We start from the raw sequence: 11,372 nt of genomic DNA on the forward strand, positions 1-11,372 counted from the left end.
CGATGCCGCCCCCCCCCCCCCCCCATCCCCCCCCCCCACCCCCCCCGCCCCCCCCCCCCCCCCCCCCCCCCCCCCCCCCCCCCCCCCCCCGCCGTCCTGCCCGCCCTGTGCGTCACGCAGATCACCAGCTGGGGCGTCCTCTACTACGCCTTCCCCGTCCTCAACCCCACCATCACAAAGAACACCGGCTGGCCCGCGGGAGCGACCACCGCCGCGTTCTCCGCCGCCCTCATCGTCTCCGCCATCGTCGGCATCTACGTCGGCCGCGTCCTGGATCACCGAGGCCCGCACGCGGTCATGACGGCCGGATCCGTCCTCGGCCCCCTCAGCCTCCTCGTCGTGGCGGCAGCCCCCAACCTCGCGGTCTTCACCGCGGGATGGCTGCTCGCCGGGGCGTCGATGGCCGCGACCTTCTACCAGCCCGCCTTCGCCGCCCTCACCCGCTGGTGGGCCCCCGAACACGTCCGCGCCCTCACCATCGTCACCCTTGCCGGCGGACTTGCCTCCACGGTCTTCGCGCCCCTGACCGCCGTCCTCGCCGACCACATGTCCTGGCGCGCCACCTACACGGTGCTCGCCGGCATCCTCGCGGCCCTGACCATCCCGGCCCACGCCCTCGCCCTCAAAGCTCCCTGGCCACCAGCCCCTCCGAGCCCGTCGCGTGTTGCCGGCGGCCACGAACGAGTGGTGCGTAGCAGGGCGTTCTGGATGCTGGCCGTCACATTCACGCTCTCGGCGTTCGCGATGTACGCCGTGGTCATCGGCCTCGTTCCCCTCTTCCTCGAACGCGGCTACACCACCACCCAGGCGGCGTGGGCCCTGGGTCTCGGCGGTGCGGGGCAGACGCTCGGACGCACCCTGTACGCAACCCTCGCCCGCCACCTCGGCGTCACCGCCCGCACCATTGGCCTGATCGCACTCGGCGCCCTCACCACCGCAGCCCTCTCCGCCGTGGCCGGCCCCTACGCCGTACTCGTCGCCGTATCCATCCTCGCCGGGGTCATTCGAGGCAACCTCACCCTCCTCCAGGCCACCGCGGTCACCGATCGCTGGGGAACCACCCACTACGGCCGCCTCTCCGGACTCCTCGGAGCGCCCTCCCACGCCGCCGCGGCCCTCGCCCCCTTCGCCGGCGCAGTCCTGGCCGGGCCCTTGGGCGGTTACCCAGCGCTGTTCGCGCTGCTCGCCGGACTCTCGATCGCTGCCGCCGTCACAGCCCTCGGGGCCCGCGCCGAACAGTTCGAGGGCACACCCCACCCACAGCAGGGGTAGGGCCAGCCTGAAGTCCCGTCTCGTGGAACCGTGGTTGCCCCGGAACCTCCTGCGTGAACCCGTGGGCCCCGGGCCACACTGCTGGTGCTCGTCTTCAGTCGGGGCCGCTCCAGTCGAAGGGGAAGTACTTGCTCGACTTGCCGGTGCGGTCCCAGGAGAAGCCGAACGCGTCGGCGCGGTCGACGGTGGACCGCCCCCACGTGGCGATCTGGCCCGGCCCCACCTCGGAGCCCGGGGCGTTGAGGACCTGGACGCGTGCGCCGTCCGGGGTGGTCGGGCCGGTGAGTGCCTCGGCGCTCGCCGTGACACGGCCCGGGATCTCGGCCCGCCACGTGGCGAGGTCCTCGTCGACCTCCACGTGCACCGGGACGACGTCCATGCCCCGCATCTCGGGGTGGAACATCGTCACGAACTCCGCCGGCCATCCGCCCGCCTCGCCGCCGAAGACGGTCCCGAGCGCGGCCCGCTGCTGATCGTCGGCACGCTCGTCCAGGAAGACCGCGGCGTAAGGCTCGGTATGCGTGCCGGCCCACGGGTTGCCCTCGAACGACCCGAGCATCAGTACATTGAGATCGTCGAGCCGTACGTCCCCGAAGTTGCCTTCCCGGATGTGCCAGGCCATGACGCCTTCGCAGTCGCCGTAGGTGGGGGGCTGCGCGAACGTGCACGGGCACGGAATCGCGCACTTGCACACGTCGAACCAGTCGCCGGTCAGATGCCAGCGCGTGCCGGTGACCTGCTGTGTCATGTCGCTTCCTCCTGCCGAGCTCCGAGGAGCTCACTCGGAGTGGCGAGACCGCGTGTCCCGAGCCCGTTCCCGGGATCGGAAAACGGTCTCCCTTCCAGCTTGCACCTCATGTCCCCGGCGGGAAACCGGCCGATGGACACGGCGGACCGCTGCGCCGTGTCCATGGGTACACACAGCGGGTCACATGCCGTCCATGGAGGGCATGGGGTCCGCCAGCCCCGGCAGCATCCAGTCCTGGAACGGTGCGAGCACCGCGAGGACGAGGAAGGCGACGCCCACGACACCGCTGAGGAGGACGCCCCGGGACCACAGCTTCTCCACGAAGATCACCAGGGCCAGTCCGGCCATTGCCGCCACGTTCATCACGCCGAGCGGTACGAAGACGACCATCAGGCCGGCACAGCAGCCGACGCAGTACAGGCCGTGGTGGAGCCCCACCCGCAGGTCGCGGGCCGGTCGGCGGAAGCCGGCGTAACGCACCAGATGGCTCAGCGGGTCGCGGCAGTGCCGCAGGCAGACGTTCTTGAGGGGACCGAGCTGGTACAGGCCGGCGAGCAGGAAGGCGACCGCACCGATCCAGCGGCCGGCGGTGGGATGCTCGTCCACCAGGCCGCCGGTGAAGGCCAGGGCAGCGTAGGCGAGCAGCCCGAATGCGGTCCACACCAGCAGGTACCCGAACACGAACTCGACGGTACGGGCGGTCCGGGTCCAGCCGGAGGACTGGCGGCCGATCCCGCGCACCCAGGTGATGGCCACCGGTGCCATGGACGGCAGCATCATGGCCGCCATCATCGTCACCCAGAGCAGCAGGAACAGGGGCAGCGCCATCCCCATGGTGCCGGGTTCGACGCCCATGTCCCGGGCCTGGCCGATCGTCAGCACCCAGGCGGGCACCGCGATCAGGACGACGAGCATCCAGGCGGCCGCGAGACTCCGGGTGGGCCCCAACCCCCCGCCGGCTCCGGTCGGGGCAGTCGGCCGGGCGGGTACGAAGGCGGAAATCCGGCTGCGACGCATCGGCGTGCCTTCCCTGCGGCTGCTTCCAGAACAGCACACGTACCCCTGCGACGCGACCGGATCCGGCGCGGCAGTGGATGCCCCCCGGCGTGGTCCAGCGGGCCAGGGATAGCCGCAGCGCGCCGAGTGTGCGGGGCCGGGACCAGGTCCATGGCGGTCAGCACGGGGGAGGGGCGGTGGCTACCGCTGTGGGCGGTCACGTCCGGTCCGCCGTTTCGACGGGCCGCTCGGAGAGGCGCCACTCCAGCATGCCGTCATTGAGGCGGACCGCCCGGAGGCCGAGGCCGGTCAGCAGCCGCACCGCGTCGTAGGCGAGAACGCAGTATTCGCCGCGGCAGTAGACGACGATCTCGGTGTCCGCGGGAAGTTCCTCGATCCGGTCGGCCAGCTCGCCGACGGGTATGGAGAGCGCGCCCGGGATGTGCCCGGCCAGGTACTCCTCCACCGGACGCACGTCGAGCACGACGACGTCCCCGGCCGCCGCGCGGGCGCGCAGCTCCTCGTGGGTCACCTCCGTCGCGTCGTCCTCGCCGAGGTAGGCGTCGCGAGCGGCGGGGACGGCTGCCTGGTGGGTTTCGGCGACCTTGCGCAGCAGCGCGAACAACTGGGCGACATCTTCGCCCGCGAGCCGGTAGTGGATGCGGACGCCCTCGCGGCGGGTGGCAACGAAGCCCGCCTGCTTGAGGGTCTGCAGATGCGCTGAGGCGGTCGTCAGGTTCAGCCCCGCGGCCTTCGCCAGCGCGTCGACGGTGCGCTCGCCCTGGGCGAGCAGATCGAGCAGCTCCAGACGCTTTCCGCTGGCCAGCGCCTTGCCGCTGGTCGCGAACGCGTCGTAGAGGGCGGCCTTCGTGCCGCCGGTGGTGGCATCACGCATTGCTTCCTCCATGAATCCATGGATTATTGTAATTGAGGCTGGGCGGCACGGCTGCCCGCTCAGCCCTCCCTGGGGAAGGACATGCGATGGGCTTCGCTGACGACCACCTCATACCGCTGGTCGACCACGGTCTGGGCAACAGCGCCTACCTCGTCGACCTGGGTGACGGCCGCGCCCTGGCCATCGACGCCGGCCGTGACCTGCGCGCCCTGAACGCGGCGGCGCAGCGGCGTGGTCTCACGGTCGCCTTCGCGGCCGACACGCACCTGCACGCGGACTTCCTCTCCGGCGCCGTCCAGCTCGGCCACGACACCGGCGCCACGATCCTGGCCTCCGCCGCCGGTAACCGGGCATTCGACCATCACGGCCTCGCCGACGGCGACGAGGTCGACCTCGGCGGACTGACCCTGCGGGCGCTGGCGACCCCCGGTCACACCGACGAGCACTTGTCCTTCCTCCTGCTGGACGGCACCCAGGAGCTCGGGGTGTTCACCGGCGGGTCACTGATCGTGAACTCCGCCGCCCGCACCGATCTTCTGGGAGCGGCCCGCACCGAGGAACTCGCCCGCGCCCAGCACCGTTCGCTGAAGCGGCTCGCCACGCTGCCCGATGAAACGGCGGTGTGGCCCACCCACGGCGCCGGCTCCTTCTGCTCAGCCCCGCCCGGCACCGAGCGCACCACCACCATCGGCGCCCAGAAGCAGGCCAACCCGCTGCTCGGCGCACCCGACGAGGACACCTTTGTGGCCCAGCTGATCGCGAGTCTGGGCAGCTACCCCGCGTACTTCGACCGGTTGGGAGAGATCAACCGTCGCGGACCGACGGTGCTGACCGCGCAGCCACTGCTGCCTGCCCTGTCCGCTCAGCAGGTGCGGGCCCTGCCGGCCGACGGCGGCCATGTCGTCGACGTGCGCCCGGCCGCCGACTACGCCTGCGGTCACATCCCCGGCTCCCTGTCGATCCCGCTGCGCGGCCAGTTCGCCACCTGGCTCGGCTGGCTCCTGCCCGACACCGCACCGCTCGCCTTCGTCGTCAACGACGACCAGGACTTGGGCGAGATCGCCTGGCAGGCATACAAGATCGGCTACGAGCGCCTGGCCGGCAGTCTCGCGGGCGGGATGACCGCGTGGCTCGCCGACGGCAACACGCAGACCACCACCGCGTTCGTCACGCCCGACCGGGCCGGGTGCCGCCCGTACATCGACGTCCGACAGGAAGCGGAGTTCGCCGCCGGACACGTCCCGGGCGCCGTCCATGTCGAGCTGGGCGCCCTCGCCGTCGCTGCCGCCGACGCCCCGCAGGGCGCGGTCGTGGCCTGCGGCCACGGCGAGCGCGCCATGACCGCGGCCAGCCTCCTCGAACGCGCCGGCCGCACCGACATCGTCGTCCTCGACGGCGGACCCGCCGACTACGCCGCCGCCCACGGCACGCAGCTCACCGAGGGCGACAACTCGTGAAGACCGCCCCCACCCCACCGACCGACCCAGCCGTACGGCCCGTACGGCTGGGCCTGCGGGAGAACCGGCTCCAGTTCACCCTGCTGGTCATCGTCAACATCTGCGTCGGCGGCCTGGTCGGCCTGGAACGCACTACCGTCCCGCTCATCGGCTCCGAGACGTTCGGCCTGACCAGCGACCTGGCCGTCTTCTCGTTCATCATCGCCTTCGGGATCACCAAGGCTCTCACCAACCTCGCTGCCGGAGCCTTGACCGCCCGCTTCCGCCGCAAGCAACTGCTGGTGGCCGGCTGGCTGATCGGCATCCCCGTCCCGTTCGCGCTCGCATACGCACCGTCGTGGGGCTGGATCGTCGCGGCCAACGTCCTGCTCGGCCTCAACCAGGGCCTGACATGGTCGATGACGGTCAACATGAAGATCGACCTCGTCGGCCCCTCCCGGCGAGGACTTGCCACCGGCCTGAACGAGGCCGCCGGCTACACCGCCGTCGGCGCCACCGCCCTGCTCACCGGTTACCTCGCCACCAGCTACGGCTTGCGCCCCGTGCCGGAACTCATCGGCGTCGTCTTCGTGGTCGCGGGCCTCGCCCTCGCCCTGGTCGTGCGCGACACCGCCGCCCACGTCGCCCTCGAACTGGCCCAACACGCCAAGCCCCTGCCCAGCGATGAGGACACCGGCCTGAAGGCCACGTTCGCCCGTACCTCCTGGCGCGACCGCTCGCTGCGCGGCGCCAGTCAGGCCGGGCTGATCAACAACCTCAACGACGGCCTGACCTGGGGCGTCTTCCCCCTGCTGTTCACCGACCACGGCCTCGGGCTCGCCGCCGTCGGTCTGATCAAAGGCCTGTACCCCATGCTCTGGGGCCTCGGCCAGATCCCCTCCGGGCACTTCGCCGACCGGATCGGCCGCAAACCACTCATCGTCTACGGGATGTTCGTCCAAGCCGGCGGCTTCGTCCTCGCGCTTGCCCTGATCGACCGGCCCCTGCTCGCCGGAATCCTGTCCGCCGTCGCACTCGGCCTGGGCACGGCCATGGTCTACCCGGCCCTCATCGCCTCCATCTCCGACCACGCCCACCCTGCCTGGAGAGCCAACGCCCTCGGCACGTACCGGTTCTGGCGGGACATCGGCTACGCCGCCGGAGCCCTCGTCGCCGGTATCCTCGCCGACACCCTCGGCCTGGGCGCCACCGTCATCGCCGCCGCCGTCCTCACCGCGGCCTCCGGACTCCTCGCCGCCTACTGGATCACCGAACATCGAATCCGCTGACCCTGGCCGCCTTACGGCGCGATGTGGCCCTTCGTGGCTTGCGATCACAACCCCTTCGCGCAGCGCCTCCTGGTGCGCCCGGTCGAAACCGCTCAGAAGAACCCGAGCTTCTTCGGCGAGTAGCTGACCAGCAGGTTCTTGGTCTGCTGGTAGTGGTCCAGCAGCATCTTGTGGGTCTCGCGGCCGATGCCCGACTGCTTGTAGCCGCCGAAGGCGGCGTGGGCGGGGTAGGCGTGGTAGCAGTTCGTCCAGACGCGGCCCGCCTGGATCGCGCGGCCCGCGCGGTAGGCCGTGTTGATGTCGCGGGTCCAGACGCCCGCGCCGAGGCCGTACGCCGTGTCGTTGGCGATCCGGACGGCGTCGTCGAAGTCCTCGAACGAGGTCACCGACACCACCGGGCCGAAGATCTCCTCCTGGAAGATCCTCATGCGGTTGTCGCCCTCGAAGATGGTCGGCTCGACGTAGAAGCCGCCCGCCAGTTCCCCGCCGTGCTCGATGACCCCGCCGCCCGAGAGGATCTTCGCCCCCTCCTGCCGGCCGATCTCCACGTACGACAGGATCTTCTTCAGCTGCTCGGCCGAGGACTGCGCGCCGATCATCGTGTCCGTGTCCAGCGGGTGCCCCGGCACGATCAGTTCGGTTCGGGCCACGGCCGCGTCGAGGAAGTCGCCGTAGCGGCCCCGCTCGATCAGGGCGCGGGACGGGCTGGTGCACACCTCGCCCTGGTTGAGGGCGAACATCGTGAAGCCCTCCAGCGCCTTGTCGCGCAACTCGTCGTCAGCGGTCCAGATGTCGTCGAAGAACAGGTTCGGGCTCTTGCCGCCGAGCTCCAGAGTGACCGGCTTGAGGTGCTCCGCCGCGTACTGCATGATCAGCCGCCCGGTGGTCGTCTCCCCGGTGAAGGCGATCTTCGCCACGCGCGGACTGGACGCCAGCGGCTTCCCGGCCTCCTCCCCGAAGCCGTTGACGATGTTCAGCACACCGGGCGGCAGCAGGTCCGCCACCAGGCTGAGCCAGTAGTGCACCGAGGCCGGGGTCTGCTCGGCGGGCTTCAGCACCACCGTGTTCCCGGCCGCCAGCGCCGGCGCCAGCTTCCACACCGCCATCAGGATCGGGAAGTTCCACGGGATGATCTGGCCGACCACGCCCAGCGGTTCGTGGAAGTGGTAGGCGACCGTGTCGTCGTCGATCTGGCTGAGGGCCCCCTCCTGGGCGCGCAGCGCACCCGCGAAGTACCGGAACTGGTCGATGGCGAGGGGCATGTCGGCGGCGAGCGTCTCCCGGACCGGCTTGCCGTTCTCCCAGCTCTCCGCGACCGCGAGGGCTTCCAGCTTCTGCTCCATCCGGTCCGCGATGCGCAGCAGGATCGTGGACCGCTCGGTGATCGAGGTACGCCCCCACGCGGGCGCGGCGGCGTGCGCCGCGTCGAGAGCGCGCTCCACGTCCTCGGCCGTACCGCGCGCGACCTCGGTGAAGGCCTCGCCGGTCACGGGGGAGGGGTTGTCGAAGTACCGGCCGCGGACGGGCGGGACGTACTCGCCGCCGATGAAGTGGTCGTAGCGGGAGGCGTACGACATGAGCGCCCCCTCGGTACCGGGCGCAGCGTAACGGGCCATGGTTCCTCCCCTTGCCGGGCGCCGCCCGCCGTCGGGCAGCGCACGCAGGGGAGGCTAGGGGCGGGCAGGTTGCCGGTACGTTGCACGGCCGCCCGGTAAACCCTCCGCCGACGGCCCGAGTTCGGAGTCGAGGGCGTGTACGCGGGCCAGCGCGGCCGACCGGTCCGCAGGCGGCAGCGCCGCTGCCAGGGCCCGCCACACCTGCGGGTCGTCCGCGCCCCAGGGGCTGCACACCCAGTCGCGCAACAGCCCCGCGTCCGCCCGGGCGATCACCGCGGCCCGCGCCTGGTCCTCGATGCGACGCCGCAGCCGGACGATTCCCGGCGCGCCGGAGGCCGGCAACAGGGGGCCCGGGTACTGGTTGAGGGCGGCCGAGACGGCGCCCGACGCCAGGTGGCGGGCCACGGCGGTGAAATCGGCCTCCACGGGCGCGGCCGTGCGGTAAGGACGGGAGAGCGGGGCCCGCGGGCCCAACAGCCTTCGCAGCCGGGCCATTTCCGCGCGCAGGGTCACCGGTGACACCGACTCGTCCTCGTACAGCGCGATGGCCAGCTCCTCACCCGAAAGACCCTCGGGATGGTGCGCGAGCAGCACCATGATCTCGCTGTGCCGCCGCCCGAGGCGCACCTTGCGGCCGTCGCAGACCAGCAGCGCCTCGTCCCGGCCCAGTGCGCAGAGCATGTCCCCGCCGACCCGCGGCAACGGCTCCAGCAGTGCCAGTTGCGCCTCGGCCGCCCGGGCCACCGCCTGCACGAATGCGAGCGAGTGCGGATGGGCCAGCCCGTCACCGCCGGTGATGTCCACCGCGCCGAGCACCCGGCCCGTGCGGGGATCCCGGACCGGAGCCGCCGCGCAGGTCCACGGATGCACCCGCCGGCTGAAGTGCTCGGCACCGAAGACCTGGACCGGCTCCCCGACCGCGACCGCCGTGCCGGGGGCGTTGGTCCCCATCGCCGTCTCCGCCCAGCGCGTACCCGGGACGAAGCCGAGGCGTTCGGCCCGCCGCAGGGTCGCGGGCTCGCCCTCGACCCAGAGCAGGCTGCCCCGCGCATCGCACACGGCCAGCAGATGGGCCCCGTGCGCGGCGAACGCCCCGACGAGGTCCCGGAACACCGGCAGCGCCCGGACCAGCGGATGCTGCTCCCGGTACGCGTGCAGCTCCGCCTCGGCCAACTCGACCCGCGGCACGCACTCCGGGCTGACCCGGGCCCGGGCGCAGCGGCGCCAGGACTTCGCGATGACCGCCCGGACGGGAGCCTCGATCCGCCCGTCCTGGGTGAACGCGGAGTGGGCCCGGCGCAGTTCCCGGGAGCGGGCGGCGGGATCGGCCCCGCCCGGCAGCGCCACCGAAGGATCGCCCATGCCACCCACCCTCCCGTGGTGCCGCGGTACCCGGAGCGCCCCATCGTCGCCCCGGTCCCGTGCCCCGGCAAGCGGTACGTCGGCCAGTACGTCGGCCGATCCGCGCCGAAACCCGGGCAGGCGGGTCAGGCCTCCTCGGCCGGGTCCAGCGCGGCCAGCGCCGCCGCCGGATCGGCGCCCGACGGGCCCGCCGGGACCCACTGGCCGGCCTCGCGGCGGTACGGCCACCAGCGCCCCTCCCGGCCCAGGCGGAGCTGGCGGCCGGTACCCGCCTCGGTCCACCTGGCGCGGACGCGGCGGAGCTCCGGGGCGGGGGCGGGGACGCCGGCCGGGCCGTCGGGGGTGTCGCCGGCGGGCGCCTCGTCCGGCCCCCCGTCCGGCGCCTCGTCCGGCCCCCCGTCCGGCGCCTCGTCCGGCCCCCCGTCCGGCGCCCCGTCCGGCGCCTCGTCCGCCCAGGCCGCGGCGAGGGCCGTCCGGGCGCGGGTCAGCGTGGCCCGGTCCGGCGTCCAATCGTCCTCCAGCGCCGCCAGGGCCGGAGCCGCGCCGAAGCCCCAGGCGAGAACGGCCACGTCCATGGCGGCCCGGTTCCTGTCGGTAGCCGCCGACAAGCGGGAGCGGACCCGGGAATCACCGCCCTCGGCCGTGAGTCGTACGGCGTCTTCGGAAAGCGTGAGCGGGGGCCGGGGTGCTCGCTCCGCATGCTCCGGAGCGAGCGCCTCCGCCAGCAGCCGGTGGGCCTCCGACGCCGCCGCCTGCGCGAGGAACTCCACCGCGTCGACGTCCAGCCCGGCCGGGGGCTCCGACTCCGACTCCGTGTCCAGGGTCGGCGGCTGGCCCGGCGCCTGCGGCAGCCGCGGCAGCGGGGGAAGCGGCGGCAGCGCCCCCCGGGCCGCCCACGCCTCGGCGGCCGGGATGCCGGCGTCGGCGTCATCACCGGCACCGGTACCGGTGCCGGTGCCGGCTTCGGCTCCGGACAGGCCGTCCCGAGCTTCCGCTTCCGCGGTGCTGCGCTCCTCCAGCTCGTCGAGCAGGTCCCGTTCGCCGCGGCCGCGCAGGAGCAGCAGCACGAACGGGTCCTGGTCCAGCAGCCGGGCCACCTGGTAGCAGAGCGCCGAGGTGTGCGGGCAGTGGTCCCACCCGCCGCAGTCGCAGCGCGGGTCCAGATCGCCGATGCCGGGCAGCAGTTCCACCCCGGCCGCCGACGCGTCCTCGGCCAGCTCCGGCGGCACCTCACGGTCCAGCAGCGCCGCGATGTGCCCCGACTCCGCGGCCGCCAGCGCGAGCAGCCGGTCCCATTGCGCTTCCGTGAACTCCTGCACCAGCACATCGGTCCGGTGCGCCGTGCCGTCCGGGTCGCGCACCACCGCCGTGAGCCCGCCGGGGCGCACCGACACGGCTCCCACCGCACCCGTGCGCGCGTACCGGCGGCCCTGCTTGACCTGCTCCCCGTCGAGCGCACTGTCCTCCAGGGCACGCAGCCAGGCGTGGCCCCACCAGGTGCGCGCGAAGCCGCGGCCGGCGGCCGGCGGGAGGGCGGCGAAGGTCTTCTCGTACGGATCCTGCGCGTTCACCGGTTCACTCCCCGGGGGTGGTGCGGAGTGCCACGAGCTCGGCCAGCTCGGCATCGGTCAGTTCGGTCAGTGCGGCCTCGCCACCCGTGAGGACGGCGTCGGCCAGCGCCCGCTTGGCCTCCAGCATCTCGGCGATGCGGTCCTCGACGGTGCCTTCGGCGATGATGCGGTGGACCTGGACGGGCTG

At 72.8% G+C, this 11,372-nt stretch carries 10 protein-coding genes; 3 read left to right on the forward strand and 7 right to left on the reverse strand.

The window, feature by feature from the left end:
- Positions 1-24 precede the first annotated feature (24 nt).
- On the forward strand, positions 25-1,272 hold the full coding sequence (locus ACZ7GJ_RS06710; protein ID WP_470750090.1) for an MFS transporter: 1,248 nt from the start codon (positions 25-27) through the stop codon (positions 1,270-1,272).
- A 94-nt stretch (positions 1,273-1,366) separates the two neighbouring features.
- On the opposite strand, the gene ACZ7GJ_RS06715 is transcribed toward ACZ7GJ_RS06710, so the two are convergent.
- The 3 genes from ACZ7GJ_RS06715 to ACZ7GJ_RS06725 all read right to left on the reverse strand — a co-directional run bounded on the left by ACZ7GJ_RS06715 (position 1,367) and on the right by ACZ7GJ_RS06725 (position 3,911).
- Positions 1,367-2,020, reverse strand: a complete 654-nt coding sequence (locus ACZ7GJ_RS06715; RefSeq protein WP_470750072.1) for a DUF1326 domain-containing protein — start codon at positions 2,018-2,020, stop codon at positions 1,367-1,369.
- Positions 2,021-2,200: 180 nt separating this feature from the next.
- Positions 2,201-3,037, reverse strand: a complete 837-nt coding sequence (locus ACZ7GJ_RS06720; protein WP_470750073.1) for a DUF2182 domain-containing protein — start codon at positions 3,035-3,037, stop codon at positions 2,201-2,203.
- Positions 3,038-3,233: 196 nt separating this feature from the next.
- Entirely contained in the window at positions 3,234-3,911 is a 678-nt protein-coding gene (locus ACZ7GJ_RS06725; protein WP_470750074.1) for an ArsR/SmtB family transcription factor, read from the reverse strand.
- 86 nt (positions 3,912-3,997) lie between these two features.
- On the opposite strand from ACZ7GJ_RS06725, the gene ACZ7GJ_RS06730 reads away from it, so the two are divergent.
- Together ACZ7GJ_RS06730 and ACZ7GJ_RS06735 are read left to right on the forward strand one after the other, a co-directional pair.
- Positions 3,998-5,368 carry an MBL fold metallo-hydrolase gene (locus tag ACZ7GJ_RS06730; RefSeq protein ID WP_470750075.1) on the forward strand — a complete coding sequence of 457 codons (1,371 nt, stop codon included), beginning with the start codon at positions 3,998-4,000 and terminating at the stop codon, positions 5,366-5,368.
- Positions 5,365-6,636, forward strand: coding sequence for an MFS transporter (locus ACZ7GJ_RS06735; RefSeq protein ID WP_470750076.1), 1,272 nt, complete (start codon positions 5,365-5,367; stop codon positions 6,634-6,636). Before ACZ7GJ_RS06730 ends, ACZ7GJ_RS06735 begins: the two co-directional genes overlap by 4 nt.
- Positions 6,637-6,728: 92 nt before the next feature.
- On the opposite strand, the gene exaC is transcribed toward ACZ7GJ_RS06735, so the two are convergent.
- The 4 genes from exaC to ACZ7GJ_RS06755 form a co-directional block, all read right to left on the reverse strand.
- On the reverse strand, positions 6,729-8,252 hold the full coding sequence (exaC, locus tag ACZ7GJ_RS06740) for an acetaldehyde dehydrogenase ExaC (RefSeq protein WP_470750077.1): 1,524 nt from the start codon (positions 8,250-8,252) through the stop codon (positions 6,729-6,731).
- Positions 8,253-8,306: 54 nt separating this feature from the next.
- Positions 8,307-9,614, reverse strand: a complete 1,308-nt coding sequence (locus ACZ7GJ_RS06745; RefSeq protein ID WP_470750078.1) for a GAF domain-containing protein — start codon at positions 9,612-9,614, stop codon at positions 8,307-8,309.
- A gap of 125 nt (positions 9,615-9,739) precedes the next feature.
- The gene (locus ACZ7GJ_RS06750; protein ID WP_470750079.1) at positions 9,740-11,185 is read right to left on the reverse strand and encodes an SWIM zinc finger family protein; all 1,446 of its coding nucleotides are present in this window, start codon (positions 11,183-11,185) and stop codon (positions 9,740-9,742) included.
- A 4-nt stretch (positions 11,186-11,189) separates the two neighbouring features.
- The coding region (locus ACZ7GJ_RS06755) for a hypothetical protein (RefSeq protein ID WP_470750080.1) at positions 11,190-11,372 on the reverse strand (183 nt) is incomplete at its 5' end.

The sequence above is a fragment of the Streptomyces sp. NPDC037242 genome, assembly GCF_055604165.1.

Coding starts and splice junctions, on each gene's coding strand:
- ACZ7GJ_RS06715 (WP_470750072.1), bottom strand. CDS start 2,020: ATGACACAGCAGGTCACCGGCACGCGCTGGCATCTGACCGGCGACTGG.
- ACZ7GJ_RS06720 (WP_470750073.1), bottom strand. CDS start 3,037: ATGCGTCGCAGCCGGATTTCCGCCTTCGTACCCGCCCGGCCGACTGCC.
- ACZ7GJ_RS06725 (WP_470750074.1), bottom strand. CDS start 3,911: ATGCGTGATGCCACCACCGGCGGCACGAAGGCCGCCCTCTACGACGCG.
- ACZ7GJ_RS06730 (WP_470750075.1), top strand. CDS start 3,998: ATGGGCTTCGCTGACGACCACCTCATACCGCTGGTCGACCACGGTCTG.
- exaC (WP_470750077.1), bottom strand. CDS start 8,252: ATGGCCCGTTACGCTGCGCCCGGTACCGAGGGGGCGCTCATGTCGTAC.
- ACZ7GJ_RS06745 (WP_470750078.1), bottom strand. CDS start 9,614: ATGGGCGATCCTTCGGTGGCGCTGCCGGGCGGGGCCGATCCCGCCGCC.